Annotated in this window: 18 protein-coding genes and 1 pseudogene; 10 read left to right on the top strand and 9 right to left on the bottom strand. The window is 43.6% G+C overall.

All coding sequences use genetic code 11. From position 1 onward, the window contains the following. From ACYRY3_RS12075 to ACYRY3_RS12055, 5 genes are all read left to right on the top strand, one after another. A partial coding sequence (locus tag ACYRY3_RS12075; protein WP_460201910.1) for a response regulator occupies window positions 1–3,085 on the top strand: 3,085 nt, incomplete at its 5' end. Between the two features lie 133 nt (window positions 3,086–3,218). Continuing rightward, a complete protein-coding gene (locus ACYRY3_RS12070) occupies window positions 3,219–5,195 on the top strand; it encodes a CHASE3 domain-containing protein (protein ID WP_460201909.1) in 1,977 nt (658 codons plus the stop codon). Further along, window positions 5,164–6,663, top strand: a complete 1,500-nt coding sequence (locus ACYRY3_RS12065) for a sensor histidine kinase (protein WP_460201908.1) — start codon at window positions 5,164–5,166, stop codon at window positions 6,661–6,663. Before ACYRY3_RS12070 ends, ACYRY3_RS12065 begins: the two co-directional genes overlap by 32 nt. Further along, a complete protein-coding gene (locus tag ACYRY3_RS12060; protein ID WP_460201907.1) occupies window positions 6,660–7,112 on the top strand; it encodes a response regulator in 453 nt (150 codons plus the stop codon). Before ACYRY3_RS12065 ends, ACYRY3_RS12060 begins: the two co-directional genes overlap by 4 nt. Before the next feature lie 122 nt (window positions 7,113–7,234). Next, a complete protein-coding gene (locus tag ACYRY3_RS12055; RefSeq protein ID WP_460201906.1) occupies window positions 7,235–8,404 on the top strand; it encodes an NAD(P)/FAD-dependent oxidoreductase in 1,170 nt (389 codons plus the stop codon). Between the two features lie 397 nt (window positions 8,405–8,801). Here ACYRY3_RS12055 and ACYRY3_RS12050 read toward each other — a convergent pair. Then, window positions 8,802–9,698 (bottom strand): annotated as a pseudogene (locus tag ACYRY3_RS12050) (CmpA/NrtA family ABC transporter substrate-binding protein); the annotation flags it as partial. Window positions 9,699–10,229: 531 nt separating this feature from the next. On the opposite strand from ACYRY3_RS12050, the gene ACYRY3_RS12045 reads away from it, so the two are divergent. The 3 genes from ACYRY3_RS12045 to ACYRY3_RS12035 all read left to right on the top strand — a co-directional run bounded on the left by ACYRY3_RS12045 (window position 10,230) and on the right by ACYRY3_RS12035 (window position 13,579). Next, entirely contained in the window at window positions 10,230–11,345 is a 1,116-nt protein-coding gene (locus tag ACYRY3_RS12045) for a HEAT repeat domain-containing protein (protein WP_460201905.1), read from the top strand. A 103-nt stretch (window positions 11,346–11,448) separates the two neighbouring features. Further along, window positions 11,449–12,399 carry a LysR family transcriptional regulator gene (locus tag ACYRY3_RS12040; protein ID WP_460201904.1) on the top strand — a complete coding sequence of 317 codons (951 nt, stop codon included), beginning with the start codon at window positions 11,449–11,451 and terminating at the stop codon, window positions 12,397–12,399. 85 nt (window positions 12,400–12,484) lie between these two features. Then, window positions 12,485–13,579 carry an anthranilate phosphoribosyltransferase family protein gene (locus ACYRY3_RS12035; RefSeq protein ID WP_460201903.1) on the top strand — a complete coding sequence of 365 codons (1,095 nt, stop codon included), beginning with the start codon at window positions 12,485–12,487 and terminating at the stop codon, window positions 13,577–13,579. Between the two features lie 30 nt (window positions 13,580–13,609). Here ACYRY3_RS12035 and ACYRY3_RS12030 read toward each other — a convergent pair whose 3' ends face one another. The 7 genes from ACYRY3_RS12030 to ACYRY3_RS12000 all read right to left on the bottom strand — a co-directional run bounded on the left by ACYRY3_RS12030 (window position 13,610) and on the right by ACYRY3_RS12000 (window position 20,082). Next, complete coding sequence (locus ACYRY3_RS12030; RefSeq protein ID WP_460201902.1) at window positions 13,610–14,509, bottom strand: MBL fold metallo-hydrolase; 900 nt, start codon at window positions 14,507–14,509, stop codon at window positions 13,610–13,612. Window positions 14,510–14,521: 12 nt separating this feature from the next. Next, window positions 14,522–14,905 (bottom strand): aspartate 1-decarboxylase, encoded by a 384-nt coding sequence (panD, locus tag ACYRY3_RS12025; protein WP_460201901.1) that lies wholly within the window; start codon window positions 14,903–14,905, stop codon window positions 14,522–14,524. A gap of 160 nt (window positions 14,906–15,065) precedes the next feature. Next, window positions 15,066–15,578, bottom strand: coding sequence for an inorganic diphosphatase (locus ACYRY3_RS12020; protein WP_460201915.1), 513 nt, complete (start codon window positions 15,576–15,578; stop codon window positions 15,066–15,068). Window positions 15,579–15,898: 320 nt separating this feature from the next. Further along, the gene (locus tag ACYRY3_RS12015; RefSeq protein ID WP_460201900.1) at window positions 15,899–16,081 is read right to left on the bottom strand and encodes a TLTLP motif-containing protein; all 183 of its coding nucleotides are present in this window, start codon (window positions 16,079–16,081) and stop codon (window positions 15,899–15,901) included. 1,059 nt (window positions 16,082–17,140) lie between these two features. After that, window positions 17,141–18,157, bottom strand: a complete 1,017-nt coding sequence (locus tag ACYRY3_RS12010) for a DUF362 domain-containing protein (protein WP_460201899.1) — start codon at window positions 18,155–18,157, stop codon at window positions 17,141–17,143. A gap of 536 nt (window positions 18,158–18,693) precedes the next feature. Continuing rightward, window positions 18,694–18,870, bottom strand: coding sequence for a hypothetical protein (locus tag ACYRY3_RS12005; protein WP_460201898.1), 177 nt, complete (start codon window positions 18,868–18,870; stop codon window positions 18,694–18,696). A 147-nt stretch (window positions 18,871–19,017) separates the two neighbouring features. Continuing rightward, window positions 19,018–20,082 carry an aromatic ring-hydroxylating dioxygenase subunit alpha gene (locus ACYRY3_RS12000; RefSeq protein WP_460201897.1) on the bottom strand — a complete coding sequence of 355 codons (1,065 nt, stop codon included), beginning with the start codon at window positions 20,080–20,082 and terminating at the stop codon, window positions 19,018–19,020. Window positions 20,083–20,359: 277 nt separating this feature from the next. Between ACYRY3_RS12000 and ACYRY3_RS11995 the strand changes: the two genes are divergently transcribed. Next, window positions 20,360–20,863: a YbjN domain-containing protein gene (locus ACYRY3_RS11995; RefSeq protein WP_460201896.1), complete on the top strand. Its 504-nt coding sequence runs from the start codon at window positions 20,360–20,362 to the stop codon at window positions 20,861–20,863. Between the two features lie 5 nt (window positions 20,864–20,868). Beyond that, entirely contained in the window at window positions 20,869–21,567 is a 699-nt protein-coding gene (locus ACYRY3_RS11990; RefSeq protein ID WP_460201895.1) for a lipoate--protein ligase family protein, read from the top strand. Here the strand turns inward: ACYRY3_RS11990 and ACYRY3_RS11985 are convergent. After that, on the bottom strand, window positions 21,564–22,154 hold the full coding sequence (locus tag ACYRY3_RS11985; protein WP_460201914.1) for an HD domain-containing protein: 591 nt from the start codon (window positions 22,152–22,154) through the stop codon (window positions 21,564–21,566). The genes ACYRY3_RS11990 and ACYRY3_RS11985 overlap by 4 nt on opposite strands. Window positions 22,155–22,160: the final 6 nt, after the last annotated feature.

Below are 22,160 nucleotides of genomic sequence, written 5' to 3'. Positions count from 1 at the left end.
GAAGAACACCGAGCAAGACTGGTTGAAGACAAACCTAGCCAAGTTTACCAGGATGCTACAAGGTCAGCGCGACCTAGAAACGGTATCCAAGTTAATTCTTTCCGAGTTAGCGCCATTGGTGGGAGCTTCTCACGGCGTCTTCTACATCATGGAAAACTTAGAGGACAATCCATTCCTCAAACTCCTCAGTAGCTATGCTTACCGCGAACGCAAACATCTTGCCAACCGCTTCTTCTTGGGTGAAGGCTTGGTGGGACAATGTGCTTTGGAAAAAGAACGCATTCTGCTTTTAGAAGTCCCCCAAGACTATATTAAGATTGGTTCTGGCTTGGGCGAAGCGTCACCACTGAATGTTGTTGTGTTACCCGTTCTGTTTGAGGGGCAGGTCACAGCAGTCATTGAACTCGCTTCATTCCGGCGCTTTAGCGAAATTCACCTGACATTCTTCGACCAACTGACTGAAAGTATTGCAATTGTATTAAATACCATTGCTGCTAGTATGCGGACTGAAGAATTGCTCAAACAGTCCCAGTCTTTAGCACAGGAGTTGCAAGCACAGCAAAACGAACTCAGGGAAACCAACAAGCGTCTGGAACAACAAGCCCTCACCCTCAAAGCTTCCGAAGAACTGTTGAAGAAACAGCAAGAGGAACTGCAACAAACCAACGCCGAACTGGAAGAAAAGGCAGAGTTGTTAGCCCTGCAAAATAAAGAAGTCGAACGTAAAAATCAAGAAATTGAATATGCAAGACGTTCTTTGGAAGAGAAAGCAGAACAACTCGCCCTTTCATCAAAATACAAGTCTGAATTTTTGGCGAATATGTCCCATGAATTGCGGACGCCCCTCAATAGCTTGTTAATTTTGGCTAAGTTAATGGCGGATAATATTGGAGGCAATTTAACTGAGAAACAAGTTGAATACAGCCGTACCATTTTCTCTGCCGGTAACGACCTGTTGGCATTAATTAATGACATTCTGGATCTGGCAAAAATTGAATCTGGAACTATGTCAATTGACGTTGACCAGATGCTGGTGACAGAATTGCACCAACACATTGAGCGAACCTTTAGACAAGTTGCTATTGGCAAGGGTCTGAATTTTACGGTGGAGATGGGACCCGAACTTCCCAGAAGCATTCATACAGATGCAAAACGTTTGCAGCAGGTCTTGAAAAATCTCCTAGCCAACGCTTTTAAATTTACAGAACGTGGAGAAGTTCGCCTGCGGATGTTTGTGGCAACACAAGGATGGAGCCCGGATCATCAAACTTTGAATCGCGCCCAAACTGTCATAGCTTTTGCTGTCAGCGATACGGGAATTGGCATTGCCCCCGACAAGCAAAAAATCATTTTTGAGGCGTTTCAACAAGCAGATGGTACCACCAGCCGCAAATATGGTGGTACGGGGTTGGGTTTGTCAATTAGCCGCGAAATTACCCGTTTGTTGGGTGGGGAAATTAAACTTGTCAGTCGCCTTGGGGAGGGTAGCACCTTTACACTCTACTTACCCCAAATTAGAGAAGAAAGGGATATAGGGACGTGGGAACGCAGGAATGCAGAACCATTGTCTGTCACCAAACCACAAAGTTTGCCAGTCTTAACGCCTTTATCCCCCACGCCTGACTCCCAGTCCACGGCAGTAACTTCAACCAAAGAACCCCCAACGGTTACTAACACGCCACCTGTTTCAACTGGAGACACCCCCACAAGCCAGTGGCTGAATGGCAGCAGCCAGAATGCGGAATTTGCTTCCACCATGCCGTGGCTTGTTTCCGCGTCTCCCACTCCCCCCCTTCCCCCCAGCCCTACTTCCCCATTCTCTGAAGACGGTAACGGTGGAAACCTCCCTTCCTCTAACTTCCCTGGGATTTCGACTCCTCTTATGGATGACAGGGGTAACATTGAAAACGGCGATCGCGTACTTCTTATTGTGGAAGACGATACCAACTTTGCCCGCATTCTTCTAGATATGTCGCGGCAACAGGGCTTTAAGTGCATTGTTGCCCATAACGGTAACACGGGTTTGGGACTCGCACAACAATTTCAACCAACAGCTGTCATTTTGGATATTCGCTTACCTGGAATGGATGGTTGGACAGTCCTAGATCGCTTAAAGCACGACCCAAAAACCCGCCATATCCCAGTACATATCATGACCGTGGAAGACGGGCGGCAACGTGGCTTGCAACTAGGTGCAATTGCTTACTTGCAAAAGCCCGTGAGTAGTGAGGCATTGCATAAAGCATTCAGCAAGATTAAAGGGTTTGTTGAACGCCCGGTGAAGAGTCTGTTGGTCGTGGAAGACGATGATACTCAGCGTCATAGCATTGTGGAATTGATAGGCAACACGGATGTTGCTACCATTGCTGTCAAAACAGGTGCCGAGGCACTACAAGCTGTACGCGATAGGTACTTTGATTGCGTTGTTCTGGATTTGGGATTACCCGATATGAGCGGGTTTGACCTCATCGAACGAATTAAGCAACTACCCAATGGCGAAGCACTGCCAATTATTGTCTACACCGCAAGAGAACTGACTCGCTCAGAAGACACTCAACTCCGGCGCTTGGCAGAGACGATTATTGTTAAAGATGTCCGTTCTCCCGAACGTCTCCTAGATGAAACTGCTTTGTTCCTCCATCGAGTTCAAGCAGAGTTACCTGCACCCAAGCGACAAATACTGGAACAATTACACAGCTCCGATCCTGTCCTTGTGGGTAAAAAGGTTCTCATTATAGATGACGATGTCCGTAACATCTTTGCTCTCACGAGTATGTTGGAGCGCTATGAGATGCAGGTGATATATGCTGAAAACGGTAGAGAGGGCGTTGACCTTCTTTACAACACACCGGATGTCGCTGTGGTTTTGATGGATGTGATGATGCCGGGAATGGACGGTTACGAAACAACTCGCATGATTCGGCAAGACGAGAGATTTAAATCTTTGCCAATTGTGGCTCTAACTGCTAAGGCAATGCAGGGCGATAGAGAAAAATGCATTGACGCTGGTGCATCGGACTATATCACCAAACCTGTAGATGTTGAACAGTTGCTGTCACTACTGCGCGTTTGGTTGTACCGTTGACAAGCAAATCCAGTTCCCTCCCCCTTTATATTGGGGAAGGCTAGGGATGGGCATCCCTGCTCGTCCCAAAAAATTGTTGGATACTTTTTTATATAGACACGATGATACAAGAATAAATAACTAGAATTGGGAAATGCTGCAAATTCCTCAAGTGCTATTTAGGCGCAGACTCATCAGCACTATTGCCCTGCCAATTTCCCTACTGCTATTATTGTCAGGAATATCAATTTGGCAAATTACCCGCTTGCTTTCAGCTATGCAGTGGGTTGACCATACAGACCGCGTTATTGCTCAGGCAAATCGGACTCAGAAACTGCTACTGGATTTAGAAACTGGAGTACGTGGCTACCAAATCTCAGGGGAAGCAGACTTTTTGGAACCGTATCAGCAAGCTAATTCTGTTATCAACAGTGCTTTTGACGAATTGGGTCGTTTGGTTTCAGATAATCCGGGACAAAGCCAACGCTTGAGGCAACTCCGAGCGCAAAAAATAGTATGGAACCGCTCTATCTCCCAAGCCATCACTCGCAAACAACGAGGTGAGACTGAAACCCTACCTGCACTTAGATTGCGGAAAAAAAGCATGGACGCGATACGAAACCAATTTGCTGATTTTATCGCTATTGAAGAGTATCTCCGCGATCGCCGCAGCCAAGTCGTGAGAAGGAACACTCAACGAGTGATTCTCTCCAGTGTTATCTTATCAGTGGCAATTGGCAGTCTCCTTGCCTATTTTATTTGGAGACAACTTTTAAAGGTGTCTCAGAGTTACGAGAATGCTCTTGTCACCGCACGAGAACAAACAGCTTCTTCTCAACGTTCTGCCCAACGACTCGCCGCTTTGCATAATATTGACCGGGCAATTTTATCAGCAGAGTCTATTGAATCCCTTATCCGCACTGCCTTGACTCAAATGAGTCAATTAGTGCCCTACCAACAAGCATTTGTTGCTCTTTTTAACTTGGAAACAGGAACCTGCCAAATCCTTGCAGGGAGAAGTGTCACGGGAGAATTGCAACCTCCTGAAGGCACTCAAATGCCACTGGCTGACTTTGCACCCGAGCACACTTTGCACCAAAGCATTCGTTATGTAGAGAATTTGGCTACTGCTGAGCCCTGTCCTCCTATTTTAGCTAGACTGCGATCGTGGGGAATGATTAGTTGCCTTTGCGTTCCAATGGTGATTCAAAAAAATCTATTTGGCGAACTTAACCTTACCGCAACTCAAACCGACGCTTTTGATGTCGAAGCACGGGAAGTTATTCGTGAAGTCGCAGATCAATTAGCTATCGCCATCCAACAATCTTTGCTACGCGACCGACTGCAACAGTATGCCTTGGAGTTAGAAGAGCGTGTCATTGAGCGTACCAACGAGTTGCAAGAAACAAATCAAGAGTTAGAAGCATTTACTTACTCAGTTTCCCATGATTTACGGGCACCCCTTCGGACGATGCAAGGCTTTGCTCAGGCGTTGCAGGAAGACTACGGCGACCAAATAGACTCAATGGGGCAACAATACATCCAATTTATTACTGAGGGTGCGATTCATTTAGACACTCTCATTGATGACTTACTGGGATACAGTCGTCTGAGTCGCGGTCAAATTCAACTTCAGCCCGTTGACCTAAATGGTGTTGTTACTGAAGCACGAAAGCAACTTAGCACACAACTTGCAGAAAAACAAGCTGAGGTCATCGTTCGCTCTCTGCCATCAGTCATGGCTCACCGCTCTACACTTATCCAGGTTGTCACAAATTTGCTTGGTAATGCTCTGAAATTTGTGCAGCCTGGTATACAGCCAAAAGTAGAGATTTATGCTCGAGAGCAAGAAAATTGGATAGAATTATCGGTGGTGGATAACGGTATCGGCATAGCACCTGAATATCAGGAGCGGGTTTTTCGCGTGTTTGAACGGCTGCACGGCGTTGAAATTTATCCCGGCACGGGTATTGGCTTAGCTATTGTTCGCAAAGGGATAGAGCGCATGGGCGGTCAAGTTGGTGTGGAATCACAGCTTGGGGCTGGTAGTCGTTTCTTTATTGCTTTGCCAAAAGCCGTTCTCATTTCCAACGGAACCCATGAGTCAAGCAATCCGCATTCTACTAATTGATGATAATCCCGGCGATCGCGCTTTAGTTCTTCGACAACTGCAACGAGAATTCCCCCAACTTCAGGTACAAGAAATTCTCGAAGCAACGGGCTTTGCCAGTGCAATAGAAGCAGGGCAGTTTGATTTGGTGATTACTGACTATCAACTAGGCTGGAGTGACGGGCTGCAAGTTTTACAAACTACCAAACAGCACTATCCAAACTGCCCGGTCATAATGTTTACCAATACAGGGAATGAAGAAATTGCTGTTGAGGCAATGAAAAATGGATTAGACGATTACATTCTCAAGCTACCAAATCGCTACATTCGCGTACCTGTATCTGTCCGAATTGCTTTAGAACGAGCCGAAAACCGACGACAAGCAGGCCTACTTGAAATTCGCCTGCAACGGTTGCTCAATCAGTTGAGAGTAGGGGTTTTTCGATGTGATATCAATGGCAATTTAATAGAAAGCAATCCAGCTTTTCTCAAACTATTAGGTGCGGATTCATTGGCACAAGTTAAGTCAATGAATTTATTAAATATCCGTCAGTACCGCTTAGATTTGACCGAGGAATCACCCCCTCCACAAGAGTGGGAGATACAGTTACGCCGAACTGATGGCACCTTGATTTGGGTGGCATTAAGTGTAACCATAAATACGATTGAGGGACAGGAGGTACTGGATGGTTTAATTGAAGATATTAGCGATCGCAAACAGTTTGAAATTGAAATTCAGCAACTGAACCACAGCTTAGAGGAGCGAGTCAGACTACGCACTGCTCAATTAGAGGCAGCAAATCAAGATTTGGAAGAATTCGCCTACTCAATTTCCCACGATTTACGCGCACCATTACGTGCCATCCAAGCATTTAGTTCTATCTTGTTAGAAACTCAGGCTCAGGAATCTACCCTGAGTGTGGAACGCCAACACAACTATTTACAGCGTATTATTACAAGTACAGAACAAGCGGATCGGTTGATTCAAGACTTGCTCGCATACAGTCGCCTCAGCCGCGCTGAAATACCACTACAACCTATTGACTTATCCTTGCTGATGCCAGAAATTCTCCGACAGCTAGAACCAGAATTAAAACAGCGACAGGCAAAGGTGTGGCTTGAGCAACCTTTACCTGAAGTTATTGGCAACCGCACAGTCTTAATTCAAGTGCTTACTAACTTACTATCTAACGCTACTAAGTTTGTGACACCAGGAGTCCAACCCCAAGTCCGAATATGGGCTGAAAAACACAACAGCATGGTTCGCCTGTGGGTGGAAGACAACGGCATTGGTATTGCGCCAAAATATCAAAATCGAATTTTCAACGTTTTTGAGCGCTTGCATGGCGATGATATTTATCCCGGTACGGGAATTGGTTTATCTATTGTGCGAAAAGGGGTTGAGCGTATGGGCGGACAAGTTGGTTTAGAATCGCAGCAAGGACAGGGAAGCCAATTTTGGATAGAATTACCCCTAGCTATAGAATGAGCGCAGAGCAAGAAACAATTTTACTTGTAGAGGATAATCCTAGAGATATTTTCCTGATACAAAGAGCACTTAATAAGGCTAATATTACTAACCCCCTGCAAGTCGTGAATGATGGTGATGCAGCCGTATCATATTTATCCGGACAAGAGCCTTACAGCGATCGCGATCGCTACCCCCTACCTGTCTTGATTCTACTTGATTTGAAGCTTCCCCGCAGGTCTGGATTTGAGGTTCTCATGTGGTTGCGGCAGCAGTCAAGACTTAAGCGCTTGCCAGTGGTAGTTCTTACCTCTTCTAAAGACCATATTGACATAAACCACATCTATGACCTTGGTGTCAATGCTTACATGGTTAAGCCTGTCGTCTTTAATAATTTAGTAGAAATTTTTAAAACCCTCAACTTACATTGGATCGTTTTTAATGAGAAACCACAAATTGAAAGCCCTTGAGCCGCTTAAGAATATAAATTCACAATCCTTACCAATAACAAATGACACTCGTACTAAGGACGGTCTTCATAAGTTAACTTTATTTGTGTGATTTTACTTAATCAAAGCAAAAAAATCGATTGATGAAAACCTACGACTGGATTGTAGTTGGCGCAGGTATTACGGGTGCTGCACTTGCTTATGAACTTGTTAAGAAGGGTTATGCGGTGCTTTTACTAGAACAAAACACCACTCCACAAAATGCAACCAGATATAGTTATGGTGGTTTAGCCTTTTGGGCTGGTACAACTCCACTGACCAGCCAGCTCTGTCATGAAGGAATTACACGCCATCGCCTACTATCCGCAGAATTAGATTTTGACACTGAATTTCGAGAGTTGGATTTACTTTTGACTATTCCTGCTGATGTCAATCCAGAGGGGGTTGCAGCCTCCTACACTCGCTTTGCCATTCCCCCAAGTTTACTTAGCGTTAAAGAAGCTTGTGAATTAGAACCTTTGTTAAATCCGGAAGCGATCGCAGGTGCTTTAACTGTCAAACACGGTCATATCAACCCAGAAAAAACAGCCCTAGCCTATATTACAGCATTTTTGCGTGCTGGGGGTGAAATGAAGATTACCCTAGTGAAAGATTTTTCTCTATCAGAAAAAAAAGAGAGAATTCAGGAAGTACGCACCACTACAGAAACGTACTACAGTGCTAACACGGTTGTCTGTGCTGGTGGGTTCAGCCGACAATTACTTCAGTCATCCAACATTCCCATCAAGCTGTACTTTACCCATGCAGAAACAATAGAGACTCCACCTGTGAATCATATACGACTGCGTACCTTAGTGATGCCAGCAAATCTCAAACGCTTTGTATTGGAAGCTGAATCTTCCAAAAACGATGAGGTTTGGCAACAACCCGGTCTTGAACCCGCCCCTCCCATTCTAGATCCTGGCGGGATTCAATTCCAAGACGGCAGTTTCCGCTTTGGTCAAATTAGTCGTGTGTTAACCGATCCTTATGCCTACATTGATACAGCACAAAGTGAAGCATCTCTGAGAGCAGAAATTGAAAGGGTGCTACCAACTTTGGGTAGTCTACCAGGAACTTTGCACCGCTGTTTGGTGTCATTTAGTCGTGATGCACTTCCCTTAATCGGTTCCATTCCCGGACACGAAAATATTCACGTTTTTTCTGGATTTAGCAATCCACTCGCGATCGTGCCACCCTTAGCGCAACGTTTTGCTCGCTGGGTATCTGGAGAAAAAGACGAAATTATTCCCAAACTGTATCCCGCACGTTGATAAATTTTATGCCTGGGTTAGCTATAATAAAAAAAACTAATAACCCAGCTTTTTATAGATATCAAACTTAGTTGGGAACCTATACTTTAGCTTAATCGGCTCAGTTGCCCCACATCTGACCGAAGGCAGTGTGGGATGAATGACCGGGCAATCAAGGCACGTCCCCCGACCCTACGGGTGAGCAGTCGCTTCAAGTCGGGGAACCCGCCCAACGCGCTGCTCACCTATGTTGACCGTCGGCTAACGTGGGAGTGGGGACAGTGGCTTGATTGCCAAGTTCTGCGTTAGGGAGACGGTCAATCCAATCTTCAACTATGGAAGTGATTGTTTTATCCTTGCTTGCTGCATATAACCGCAACTTATTTAATCTTCGGGTTGATCTCCTTAAATTTCATGGTTTATCGCACCACTGTTGGGCTTCCATAATCGCCATCAATAGCGCCTGTGCAGCATTGGGATTCTTATCAACCCAGTCTTTTCTCATAGCAAAGGCTTTTTCTGGATGATCTTTCCACAATTCGCCTGTAACTAGGGCTGTGTAACCCAAGTTTTGACTTACCAACTGAGCGTTCCAAGGTTCTCCAACACAAAAAGCGTTTATGGTTCCGACTTTCATGTTCGCCACCATTTGTGGTGGTGGTACTGGTTCGAGCACCACATCCTGATTGGGCTCGATCCCTCCAGCTGCCAACCAATAACGCATCCACAAGTCATGAGTACCGCCGGGGAAGGTCATAGCCACTTTCATAGATTTTTGCTCTGATTTGGCTTTATCAACGGCTTGCTTGAGTGCTTTACTCTCTAAGCCCACTTTGAAATCCTTTAATTCATTGGCAACAGAAATAGCTTGACCGTTGACATTCAGGCGTGCCAAGACGTACATGGGCACTTTGTCATTGATGGTGAGCAAATAGGGCATTGGGCTGAGGATGTGTGCTCCATCAATACCATCACCAGATGAACCAATTTTCAAATTGTCACGGGTTACAGGCCATGATTTTTGCTTGACAACTTCAACATTTGTCATGCCGTACTTGGCAAAAAAGCCCTTTTCTTTAGCAATTATTAAGGGTGCAGCATCGGTGAGGGGAATAAATCCCAATTTTGCTTTTGTTGTTTCTACTTTTGGAGCATCAGCTGCTACTGCAACATTGGCAGCTGTGTTTGCTGTATTACCAGTCTTAGAGGAGTTATCTGCACTTGGTTTATCAGATGAACAACCGTGAGCCAAGATAGAACCAACTGCTGTAGCACCTGCGGTAACGATAAATTGTCTTCTAGAAAAGTTTTTCATTTGTTTGTTGTTAAATTATTGGCTGTTAGTGGTGAGTGGTGAGTGGTTAGTTGTTGTAGTAACGATTAACTAATGAGTTCAGCTTTACTGCTCAATGCTTGATGAAATTTTGTCCATACAGGTAGCTCATCTTTGCTGGGAATACCTTCAATACAGGTTCCCAATCTGATATCTGTGCCTACTGTGCCCCTCGTGTATATCTCAACACTGTTTGCTACCCCACAACTTGAAAGTTATGAGGTACAGATGGAAAATTGAACAAAGAGTCTTGGTTTGCCTTTACATTTTTGTTAAAGTCAATCTGTCTTAATGTTGTCTAAAGGCAGTCTGCGAACTACGTAACAGTTTATAAATTAAACTTGAGAAATGATGAAAATCGTATAGTGTGCTACTAAAATCAAATAAGTTTGCAAAAAGCGTATAAAATAGATGCTTTTTTTGCATCAAGCTCGTCTAATAAGCAATTTATAAAGCTTAATCTAGTTACAGGGTTTAAAGGCGACAGCCACGGGACAGTCAGCAAAAATTGACATGACAGAAAACTCAAAAGTTTCAGAAATAGAGGAAGATCGGGAAGATTTGCTGGAGTTAGCACTCTCGGTTTTAGAAAGTGGGGATTTTCAGCAGCGTTGGGAAATTGTTAAATTATTTTCCCGTTTAGGAGATCTTGCCATTCCCCCACTTGTCGAAATTTTGCAAGATGAAGACGCAGAGGAAGAAGTGCGCTGGTATGCAGCACGGATTTTGGGAGAGTTGAAAAATTCAGATGGGATCGCTCCATTAGTGGAATTATTGAAAAGTGGCGAAAGCGAAGACCTCAAAACCATCGCCGCAACTGCATTAGGACAAATGGGTGCTACCGCCCCGTTGATAGAACTTTTGGCAGAGGATGAGACACGTCTAGTCGCAGTCCAAGCTCTTTCTTACATCCGGCAGCAGGAAATCATTACACCTTTGTTGGGTGTAGTGCAAGATTCACAAGTTGCTGTCCGCGTTGTGGCGCTTGAAGCACTCAGCAGCTTTCACGATCCCCGTATTCCACCCGTGCTTTTAAATGCGTTGGATGATGTCGCCGCAGCTGTTAGAAGAGAAGCTGTGTTGGGTCTGGGCTTTCGTCAAGACTTGTGTTCGGAATTGGATTTGGTGGCGAAATTACAACCAAGGCTTTATGACTTTAACTTAGATGTTTGTTGTGCGGCGGCGATCGCTCTTTCTAGAATGGGTGGTGACACGGCGGCACAGCACTTATTTCAGGTACTAATATCACCTCATACACCAATTCGATTACAATTGGAAGCTATTCGTGCTTTAAGTTGGGTAGAGACACTCTCTGGTATTGAGTATCTCCAGCAAGCCTTTTACACCCTGCAATTGACAAGTTTATGGCAGGAGATTGTGACTGTTTTGGGACGGGTCAGCGATTTGACTCTTAAAGATAAAGCAACGACGGTTTTATTAGAAATCTTACAACAAAACCACCCTGCCCTTGAGATTTCTAGCATCAAAAGTGCGATCGCCCTATCTCTAGGTCAGTTGGGGAAAATGCAAGCCATAAACGCATTAAACGACTTATTGGCAGATGAAGACGTACAAGTCAGACTACACGCAACTGCGGCACTGAAAAATTTGTCCCTAGAAAAGAAGTAAAAAAATCTCTCAGTGAAGAATTCCTGTAACACACTGTACCAATTTGTGCATGAAAATACGTTAATTTAATGAGAGCCATAAGTGTAATTCAGGCTACATTAAGATGCGACTAGAGCAGTTGCAAGCCTTTCTGGCGATCGCAGAAACTGGCAGTTTCCAAGCAGCAGCACGAAAATGTGGTGTAACCCAATCGACTATCAGTCGCCAAATTCAGGCGCTGGAAGAGGATGTGGGATTGGAACTGTTTCATAGAACGAGTCAAGCAAAACTGACACTAGCAGGGGAACGCTTGCTACCCCGTGCCCGGAAAATTTGTCAAGAGTGGCAGAGTGCAACGCAAGAAATTTCTGATTTACTGGCAGGAAAGCAGCCAGAACTTTGTATTGCGGCAATTCACTCACTGTGTGCCTATTATCTGCCACCAGTTTTGCAACAGTTCTGCCATAATTATCCAGAAGTACAATTGCGGGTAACATCCCTAGGTAGCGACCGCGCATTAAAAGTCCTTAAAGATGGATTGGTAGATTTGGCAATTGTCATGAATAATCGCTTCTTAACCGCAGGAAAAGAAATGGTTGTAGAAGTGCTTTATGATGAACCTATAGAAGTTTTGATAGGAAACAATCATCCACTGGCAAAACACGAACACATTCCTTGGTCAGAACTCGTTCGTTACCCGCAAGTGGTTTTTAAGGACGGTTATGGAATGCAACGTTTAGTCCAAGATAGATTCGAGAGATTGGAAGCCCAGCTACAAGCAGCTTTAGAGGTCAATACCCTGGATGCCTTTAGGGGAGTGGTGCGTCAAGGCGAACTCGTGGCTTTGCTACCTTACTCGGCATTAGTAGAAGCACGGAACGATCCTACTCTTGCAGTTCGTTCCCTAGCCTGCAACAGTAATGGTTCTGTATCTGACAACTCGGGTTTGACTCGTCGAGTTGTTATGGTAACGACTCAAGATCGCCTGCAAATTCCCCCAATCAAATATTTTTGGCAATTGGTAAAGGACAACATACCACCCAAGGTAGATGCTTTGGTTTGTTCAGCTTCTTAAATGTCATTAGTCATGAGTCATCGGTCATTAGTGATTGACAAAAGACCAATAACAAAGGACAAAGGACAAAAGACATAAAGAATCTATGAGCACAGTATTTAGAGAATTCTTGAAGAAGGTAGGCAGTGGTAACCATACAGGCGAGAATTTAACTCGTGCTGAAGCAGCGATAGCGACAAAAATGATGCTGCTAGGAGAAGCGACTCCAGCCCAAATAGGGGCGTTTCTCATTGCTCACCGCATCAAACGCCCTTCAGGGGAAGAGTTAGCAGGTATGTTGGATGCCTACAACGAATTGGGACCAAAATTACAACCAATAACCAGCAATCGTCCTGTCATAGTTTTGGGCATACCCTATGATGGCAGAAGCCGCACTGCTCCTATTAGCCCAATCACGGCTTTGCTACTAGCAGCAGCAGGACAACCAGTGGTTATGCATGGCGGCGATCGCAAGCCGACCAAGTACGGTTTACCATTAATAGATATTTGGCAGGGGTTAGGAGTTGATTGGACTGGGCTGCCATTAGAAAAAACCCAGCAAGTGTTTGAGAAAACTGGAATAGGCTTTGTTTACACTCCTCAACATTTTCCTTTAACTCAAAGTCTGTGGGAATATCGCGACCAGTTAGGTAAGCGCCCGCCCTTGGCGACAATGGAACTCATTTGGTGTCCCTATGCAGGAGATGCTCATATTATCGCCGGTTTTGTTCACCCGCCCACAGAAGGCTTCTTCCAAACTGCTTTGGCGTTACAAGGAGTGAGTCAGTTTACAACTGTCAAGGGTTTGGAGGGGAGTTGCGATCTACCACGCGATCGCACAGCTATTATCGGATTGGGAAGTGCTGCAACACCCGATGAACCAGAAGTAGCACCCATAGAACGGTTGCATTTGGTTGCTCGCGATTACGGCTTTATGATGAAGAACGTACCTCTTAATTCTTTAGAAGAACTCGTTGTTGATATGCAGGGGGTATTAGATGGAAAAGCTTCTGAACTTATGGCAACAGCTTTGTGGAATGGAGGGTTTTATCTGTGGCGTTGTGGAGTTTGTTCGGGTATGGGAGAGGGTATCGCCCAAGCAGAAAACCTATTAACAAGTGGTGCAGCCGCTCAAAAACTGCAAGAACTCTCTCAAACAGTTAACAGTTCTCAATTATCTGTTCTCAGTTATCAGTTTTGACTGGGAGTCTCCTCTTGACCCTTATCTCATTTAATCCACTAGTAAAATCAGCCCTTCACGAGCTAATAATGCTTTTGGAAAAATTGATTTCACTTGAGTTTGAACTCCATCAAGAAAATCATCACAGTCATCAGGGTGATGGTGAGAAATGATTAGCCATTTTGCCCCAATATTTTGAGCTAAATCAACAGCCGTCTCCCAATAGGTTTGTGTTTGGTCGTGTTTTCGTATAGAGGGAGGCGTATAGGTTGCATTGGCGATTAACAAATCTATACCTTTGGTGATCTGTACTATGTGTTCTTTATCTGCTTCATTTGGGCTTGGATGCAAATCTGTGATGTAAGCAACACTATAGTCCTTCCAAGCAACCCGGTAGCCAACAGATTTTTGATGGCGATTGATTAATGCTGTTGTAATGGTAATATCGTCTACTTTAAACACCTTACCTGGAGCAAAATTGTAGAAATGCAATTTTGATTGCATAACCTGTAATGGGTAAGGAAAGTGGGGTTGGAGCATTTGGTCGTACAGACATTGTTTGATTGAGGCTCCATTCAACGCTGCAGTTCCATAAATGTGGAAACTATTTTCTGTCAGAAATGCAGGGGCAAAAAAGGGAAACCCTTGGATGCGATTTGATTGGGAGTTGGTGAAGAATAAATGGGCTTCTATACTCTGTTGCTGTTGCAGCAAACTCCTCCCCAATAACCGTAAGCCAGTTCCTCCATCAAAAATCAAGCGTTTCTTGGCAACTTGCATCTCTACACAGGCAGTATTGCCACCATATCGACTCGTGTTCGTACCTGGGCTGGGAACCAATCCCCGCACGCCCCAGAATTTTACCAAAAATTCTGACTCCTGAGTTTGAACTTCAGTTGGGTGCTCTTTATCTACGTAGTTTTGGGGAGACGACTGTTCAAAGTTTGGCATGTTTGGTCAATATTAAGTCTTACTGAGCAAGTCATCGTAACGCCGCACTTCCGTTAGTCGATTTTTTTCGTCCACAAGGACTACGGTGGGAGAGTGAGTTTTTAACTCTTCCAAACTTAACTGCCCGTAAGTCATTATAATCAAGCGATCGCCCCTAATGCCTAGACGTGCTGCCGCTCCATTAAGCTCAACTGCTCCTGAATTGGCTGGAGCTGAGATTGCATAAGTAGTAAAGCGCTCTCCATTGGTTACGTTCACTACCTGCACCTCCTCGTAAGGTAAGATACCAGCCTTATCCATTAAAAGTTGGTCGATACTAATACTGCCCACATAATTGATGTTGGCTGCTGTGAGAGTGCAATTGTGAATTTTTGCCAAAAGTAAAGTGCGCTGCATCGTGACTTTTTTACCAGCGATTCGGTTACCAGTTATCAGTTTAAACTATAAATCACCCATCGCTTATTCATTAATTATTATCATTATTAGCCTTCAGCTATCCAGTTCAAAGCTGAAAAGCTGACGGCTGCTGAGTGTCAGAGTTTGAACTTCGACCTTTTTACTTACTACCTGCTTTAACGCACTTTTCTACCAAAGGCATTACCGAATCAACATCCCGCCATCCAAGAATTTCCGTCACCTTCTTCTCCAAATTTTTGTAAGTGCGGAAAAACTCTTGAATTTCATCAAGTCGGTGCGGTGCAAAGTCTTTTAGGGATTTGACATGAACGTAGCGAGGGTCTTTGTCGGGAACACAAAGAATTTTTTCATCGCGATCTCCACCATCAATCATCTCTAACATACCTATTGGTCTTGCTGCGATAATACATCCTGGGAAGGTTGGCTCATCCATAATAACCATGCCATCTAGGGGGTCGCCATCGTCAGCTAGAGTGTTGGGTACAAAGCCATAGTCATAGGGGTACCTTACCGACGAATAGAGAACTCTGTCTAAAGCAAAAGCCTCCAGGTCTTTATCATACTCGTATTTGTTTTTACTTCCCCCTGGAATTTCAATCAAAACATTGAGCAGACCTGGTTTGGGCTGTGCAGGAATACGGGATAAGTCCACAACAACACTCCGTTTGCTAACTGTAAACTGCGGGAAAGACACGAGTCACTCCCAGTGTAGAATTCTATCCCTAGTAGGTAACAATAGGGGAACAATTATTCTGCCCAAATACTTTTAGCAGAAAAAAAGCTACGGAGACACCCCTGGCAGTACTAAATGGCGAAGCCAACGGATGTCTGGTGACATACACATCCTCATGACTATCTACTAACCTATTAATAGGCTGTTTGGGATATGTACTCTTTATTTAGCGCTGCAGTTGATTAAATTCTGTTTTTAACACTTTCAAGCGTTAAATCATATCTTCCAATTTTTTATCTTTACTGGCTTTTCACATGGTACGTAACGGTTTGCCGTACTGCATCAGCATCGTTTGAAGAATAGTGAGCGATGATAAAAAGGGGTAACGTCAGGGTTAGTAACCCAATTAAAGTTCCTACAATATCTGCCAATCGATGGGAGTATGTGTCGGTTGTATTGACAGATTGAGAATTTGAATTCATAAAAAATCGAAGCTAGATACACCACTTGTAGTTTCCCTCTTTTCTAGAGAGATATACTGCTATTTTAGCTATTTTTTTACATCAATTGCTGTATTAATAAGGAATATCAATCATTTTAAAAATTGACCTCGCACGATTTTTTGATACAAAAAATACTTGACACAAGCTGAGAAATCAACATTTTATTTTTAACCTCTTGACTGTAATCTTAAAATACTGTGTTCTCCCATTGTAATGTTTGCTTTACGCATGCCAAATCTTATTGCATTAAAATTTACATTTGTTTATCTTATACATGAATTTTGGGGTCTTATCCAGGTAAGACCAGACGATATTGAAATACCGAAAACTTATATTTCAAGAGGTTTTCATCTATGACTTGTTGTTTTTTAGCTCTATATACACGTACAACTTTCTAAGTTTCTATTGATATGTAGATTTTATCCAATAGAAATACTTGAAATTATTTATACTTGATTGGAAGTGCTGATGCGATAAGTTTGTTAACAAGAAATACATACCAATACATACAGAGAAAGTAGCTCTGTTAAGAAGTATTTATCAGTGATTACACTCATGCTACCTATTGAGGTTGTCTGAGAAAATCTGCTTTTAGAGCGATCGATTCAGGGGGGCTTAGCTCAGGAGGAGGATACAAATAAAGAAGAGTGCAACAATTCAGGAAAGAATGCCTCCAAAACGTCGGAAGCGCTAATGAGAAAAAATTTTGGACGCAATCTGCATTTTGTGGATATTAAATCGGTTTCCATATTTCTTTATATGGGAACGCCAACATGGGAAACTATATGGAAAAAAACCGCCACTAAATTAGGGCGGTCTGGTTAAGCAATCGGAGGGTACTTTCAGCTTACTCTGCCAATTTTGGAATTGTTGTAACAGAGTTTGCACTTATTGTCGATCGTCTCCTTGACTGCACGGCTTAAATCCTTAACTAGTACAATTCGGCGTAAATAAGGCGACGATTGTAAATCGCTCCAAAGCTTATAGTGTAAGCTTTTTATTTTCATCCTTTATCCTTCACACTTCAGCTTTTCTGTACTAGCGTTTGGCATAAGCGTTGATGGGTTCTTTGATAAATCTAATGTAAAGATGTTTAAACGTAGACTTGATAACGCGAGGCATACCAAAGTCAATGGGTAAGAACTTGTCCGGTAAACGCCAGTCGTCTATCTTAAGCAGGTTGGGATGCAGATTGGGAAAGTAAATGGCATCAAGTTCACCAACTAGCCCCAACCGCATGGATGCAGCAATGGTTGGTACTTGTTCTGGTTGCACGTTTAAGATTTCCACCATTGCTCTATCCAAAGCAAAAATATCTGATGACGCCCCTAAAACTCCCAATGGACGGGGTTCTCCTCCACTAGGACCATTGCCTTCATGACCAATAATGCCATCTATGATGGTTAAGTCGGGATTAATTGTCCTGGCGGTTTCCACCAACATATCAGCAAACCGATTTGCGTCTTTCCCCGCTTCCATGTGCCACCAAGCTAACAGAAATAAATCTCCTACCCGTTTGGTTAAAAAAGCATCTCGGGCACCCGTTACCACTAATGGCTGACTAAACCACAGCCCGACTAGTAGGTAAGTGCCTAATGTTAGAATTTCCAAGATGACATAACTAAAGAATAAGGAGTTACACAAGGCAAGAGCACATAACCCAGCTTCAAATAATCCCAGTAAAGAATAAAAACGTGCCCAACCCCAATCCATTTCCATGTAGCCAATAGCATAAATCTGTGCTAGCAAATTTAAGCCAGCAACAACAGCCATTGCTCCAACACTGATTGAAGAGATTTCTATATCTATCGATAGAGTCAAACCAGCTGTATTCAACCAAGGAATAGACATCCCTTGTGGCAGTTGATTCCAAGTGGCTGTTAATGCTAATGCAGAATGAACAAAAGCAAGAAAAGTCATGATTAAATTTACATAACCAGCCGGTCTTGGACCTGTCTTCCGAACGATCCCTGGTGACCAAGGTAAAGCTAAAAGCCCGCCAATTAAGGCGTAGCAAGGAACTAACCAAACCGTTTCAAGCAGGAATTGAGCCATTCACTCACCTCTACATAATTAGCAAAATCGAGCCCGGTTACCAACATACAACCGTTACCTTTTAGGTAATTGCAGATATGAAACTTAGAGCTACTTAAGTTTTATTTAATAATGATCCCATTAAACATAGATTAGCCTTTATCGATTAAAAAAGGAATAACGTGGGTAAATAATTAAGCGATATATCTTCTAAGAAATCCTTATAGTTGACGATATAGAATTAACAAATAAATACTATTGATTTTTATCTATGGATTTAGAAACTACGATAAGCTTTGACTAATGATAAATATTAAATTTACTAATTTTTTTAACAAATCTTTACGAAATCCAACAATCGTGTTATGTGCTGTCAAGCACTGTACGGTCGGGAAATATTTGTCAAACCATAAAGTTTACTTGCCAACCTCTCTCCAAACCCGTGTTCTCTGAAGAGAGGGATTTTGAAACCCCCATTTCCTTGTAGGCAAGGGGGACTAGGGGGTTGAGGTCGAGAAGATGGGCTGCAACCCTAGGGTGACAGTAACAAAGCTTACCTACCTGTTCTCTGGGAGAATATAGGTCGCCATGATTGTTTGCTGTGGCACTAAACTAATAGGAGCAGGTTTCATTTCACCCCGAAAGTCCAGAAGTTGTACAAGGATGAGGTAAGCAATTGCCAGTAATATAGAAATCGCTCCTGTAATAATTGCAACTATTTTTCCACGGTTCATCAGTGTTTCCTAATGAAATCTGTTGTGCTATGTCTATATAATTATGTATGTTTGGATTGCATCACCAAAGACGAAGAATTGTAGGTTGGGTTGAGTCGGAGAAACTGTCACTTAATTGTTGGAAATCCATTGACACGTTTCAGAATATTAATTTATTTCCTCAATCTGACTCTTCATTAACCTCTGCACGCTTACTAAGGCACGGTTTAACTCATAACTCCGCCTCTGAGGATTCTCCAAATATGCTTGCTGTTCTTCCTCAATCATCAAAACATCTTGTTCTACCAATCCATCTAAGAATCTTTGGGCTGCACCAAATAAACTACTTTTCACAAATCGTCGAAACCATATGGGTAATTTGTGCAAGCGCCAAAAGGCATTTAATGATGTGAAATGAATCAAATATGCTTTTGTTTCTGTTTCATTGACCGGACATAATAAACAGTAAATTTGAAAATCTTTGCCTAATGTAGAAGACCAGTGAGGATAAATATAACTCACATCTAACGGTTCGGGATGGAGGCGGCGTAAAGCAGGAAAAAATAACTGCGAAATCGACCAAATCTTGTCTATTTTGTAATAACTTTGAGCATTGTAATGAGCATCAACCCGATGCTTATCTTCATAAATATTTTCTAGAACCGGATCTGCCCAAGCTTGGAAATCTTGATGTAAATGCCCGTGGTACATATCCATCAAGTTCTCTATCAGAAATGAATAGTGAGCCTTACAGTTAATGGCTGAAACTGTGGCAATGTAATTCAAGTGTTCCCATTCAGGAAGACTCATCGGTTTTAGAGACGTTGCGTGCAATGTCGCTAGATCTCCGGGAAAAAGCCAAATAAAACCGCTTTGTTCCAACACGGGATAATGGCGAATTTTGCAAGTAGGGAGTTTTTGATTATCCGCTAAATAGGGAACTGCAACACATTCTCCCTTATGATTGAAGCGCCAAGCATGGTAGGCACATTCCAACTCATCATCTATGACTTGCCCGTGGCTCAGTTTTACAAACCGATGGGGACATCTATCTTCGATGGCGTGGATTTGCCCTTGGCGATCGCGGTAGAGTGCGATCGCCTGTTTCCATAACATTACACCCACTGGCTGAGTTTTCACCTCGCTGCTACGAGCAACAACGTACCAGTGATTTGGGTTAATACCCAACTGTCGAACATCAGAGGTTTTGGTAGCATGGGAAACAGGAGCCATAAATCATTAAAAAATGGGTGGTGAAAATTATTCCTGCCAGAGGCTGCATACAAAAATACAAGGATATCCCGAACTTTGTGATGCTGAGTAGCCAAATAACGGAGCAAACCGAACCACTGAATACGAATGTAGCGCATATCCATGCACTAATAACTCTTTACCATTAACTGTGTACGAATTTGGTCAGCTTACTACTTGAGGAGCTAAACATAATTTGGCTGACAAGTTATAAAGTATCTCTAGATGTAATAATCATGGCGTTGAGTAAAAAATCTGTATGACAAGTTACCAATCAGAGCAAGAAACGGTTGCAACCCAACCCGTATCAGACGTGGAACTTATCAATGAGTTTATCGAGGAAACCACAAGCATCAATTATATAGAGATCGTTGAAAACGTCATCGATACCTTAGAACAAGATGACAGCGCAATGGTAAGCCACCCTCAAGAAGGAGGTTACCGTTGGAAGTTCAAGTACGGTACTGTAGAAGTCTTTGTTCAACTGACTGGGACAACGGATGAAGACACCATAACGGTTTGGTCTGCGGTGCTAAAATTACCAGCCAAAGATGAACCCAAGTTAATGCGACAACTCCTGTCCATGAATGCATCCAGTACCTTTGAAGCCCATTTCGCCATAATTGAAAACCAAGTGGTTGTCATGGGAACACGTACCCTAGCGGATTTATCACCTGGGGAAGTGTCTCGCTTGATTACTGTTGTCGCTACCATCGCTGATAACAACGACGAAACGTTACAATCGGAGTTTGGTGTAGCTTGATTTCAATGTGGCGACTTATTCCGTTACTAGAAGCCCCTGGTGACAGGCAGATGGCGATTGACCGATGGCTGCTAGAAGAGCACCTTTCGGGAACACATCCCCCCACATTGCGGTTTTATACTTGGTCGCCACCTGCTATTTCCTTGGGATACCATCAACACAAATATCCCGAACAATGGCAGCATCTTGTTTGGCAAGGACAGAAAGTGGATTTGGTGCGGCGTCCTACAGGGGGGCGGGCGGTGCTGCATCAAGGTGATTTAACTTATGCTGTGGTGACATCTGGGCTAGCTGGGAATCGAGTCCAAGTATACGAAAAAATTTGCGAGTTTCTGATTCAAGGGTGGCGATCGCTTGGCATAGAATTGCACTATGGTATAGCTGGGCGAGGTTACATCCACAATCCCAGCTGTTTTGGTACGGCGACTGGTGCCGATCTCGTTTTGCCAGACGGGACAAAATTCATCGGTAGCGCCCAACTTCGACGGGGAGGGGCAATTTTGCAACAAGGTTCCATCCCTCTACAACCAGATGCTGAGTTGTGCGAGCGAGTTTTTGGGGAAGAAACTTTCACTCCCGTGCCACTTCCCCATAATCTTGAAACGATTATTGCCGCATTAATTGACGCTGCTAGTGATTGTTTTAAAATGCAGTTAGAGGTGCAGCCTTTGTCTCAATGCGAGTGGGAAGCTATTCTTCGTTAAACTTTCAAATAACCTGCTGCTACACAGTCTTCTATCAGTTGTTGAATAAATGACCACAATTCCGGTGCTCCTGTCTCTACAGGTGCTATGCGTTTCATAACCTTACTTCGTGTCACACCATGAATGCGCCAAGTACCCCCTTGAGTTTGCTGATTGTGCAGTATCGGCTGTATGCGATCTAGAGCTGCTGCGAACTTTGCAGTTGGTGATTCCTGTGTTTCAAACTCGGACCAAAGCGAGCGCAACTCATTTGCCCGATCTGGTGGCAAAAGTCCAAACAGACGCAACGCCGCTTGAGCTTCTCGCGCTTGTTTATTTTCGTTACCCTGCAGGTCATAACAGAAAGTGTCACCTGCGTCAATTTCTACTAGATCGTGAATCAGCAGCATTTTGATAGCACGGGATAAGTCAACTCCCTCGGGGGCATATTCGGCTAAGACAATTGCCATTATCGCTATATGCCAGGAGTGTTCTGCACTGTTTTCCCGACGCGAACTATCGGTGAGCAAAGTTTGGCGAAGAACCTGCTTGAGTCGGTCAATCTCAATAATGAACTGTATTTGTTGACTAAGTCGGCTGATTGTCACGTTTAA

The sequence above is a fragment of the Scytonema sp. NUACC21 genome (assembly GCF_054684315.1).
Note: the sequence above shows the minus strand (reverse complement) of the source record. Positions and strands in the feature narration are given on the sequence as shown.

What these genes read in the sequence shown, in the direction of transcription:
- ACYRY3_RS12070 (WP_460201909.1), top strand. Translation starts at nt 3,219, where the DNA reads ATGCTGCAAATTCCTCAAGTGCTATTTAGGCGCAGACTCATCAGCACT.
- ACYRY3_RS12055 (WP_460201906.1), top strand. Translation starts at nt 7,235, where the DNA reads ATGAAAACCTACGACTGGATTGTAGTTGGCGCAGGTATTACGGGTGCT.
- ACYRY3_RS12005 (WP_460201898.1), bottom strand. Translation starts at nt 18,870, where the DNA reads ATGAACCGTGGAAAAATAGTTGCAATTATTACAGGAGCGATTTCTATA.
- panD (WP_460201901.1), bottom strand. Translation starts at nt 14,905, where the DNA reads ATGCAGCGCACTTTACTTTTGGCAAAAATTCACAATTGCACTCTCACA.
- ACYRY3_RS11990 (WP_460201895.1), top strand. Translation starts at nt 20,869, where the DNA reads ATGTGGCGACTTATTCCGTTACTAGAAGCCCCTGGTGACAGGCAGATG.
- ACYRY3_RS12040 (WP_460201904.1), top strand. Translation starts at nt 11,449, where the DNA reads ATGCGACTAGAGCAGTTGCAAGCCTTTCTGGCGATCGCAGAAACTGGC.
- ACYRY3_RS12030 (WP_460201902.1), bottom strand. Translation starts at nt 14,509, where the DNA reads ATGCCAAACTTTGAACAGTCGTCTCCCCAAAACTACGTAGATAAAGAG.
- ACYRY3_RS12060 (WP_460201907.1), top strand. Translation starts at nt 6,660, where the DNA reads ATGAGCGCAGAGCAAGAAACAATTTTACTTGTAGAGGATAATCCTAGA.
- ACYRY3_RS12015 (WP_460201900.1), bottom strand. Translation starts at nt 16,081, where the DNA reads ATGAATTCAAATTCTCAATCTGTCAATACAACCGACACATACTCCCAT.
- ACYRY3_RS12000 (WP_460201897.1), bottom strand. Translation starts at nt 20,082, where the DNA reads ATGGCTCCTGTTTCCCATGCTACCAAAACCTCTGATGTTCGACAGTTG.
- ACYRY3_RS12035 (WP_460201903.1), top strand. Translation starts at nt 12,485, where the DNA reads ATGAGCACAGTATTTAGAGAATTCTTGAAGAAGGTAGGCAGTGGTAAC.
- ACYRY3_RS11995 (WP_460201896.1), top strand. Translation starts at nt 20,360, where the DNA reads ATGACAAGTTACCAATCAGAGCAAGAAACGGTTGCAACCCAACCCGTA.
- ACYRY3_RS12010 (WP_460201899.1), bottom strand. Translation starts at nt 18,157, where the DNA reads ATGGCTCAATTCCTGCTTGAAACGGTTTGGTTAGTTCCTTGCTACGCC.
- ACYRY3_RS12045 (WP_460201905.1), top strand. Translation starts at nt 10,230, where the DNA reads ATGACAGAAAACTCAAAAGTTTCAGAAATAGAGGAAGATCGGGAAGAT.
- ACYRY3_RS12065 (WP_460201908.1), top strand. Translation starts at nt 5,164, where the DNA reads ATGAGTCAAGCAATCCGCATTCTACTAATTGATGATAATCCCGGCGAT.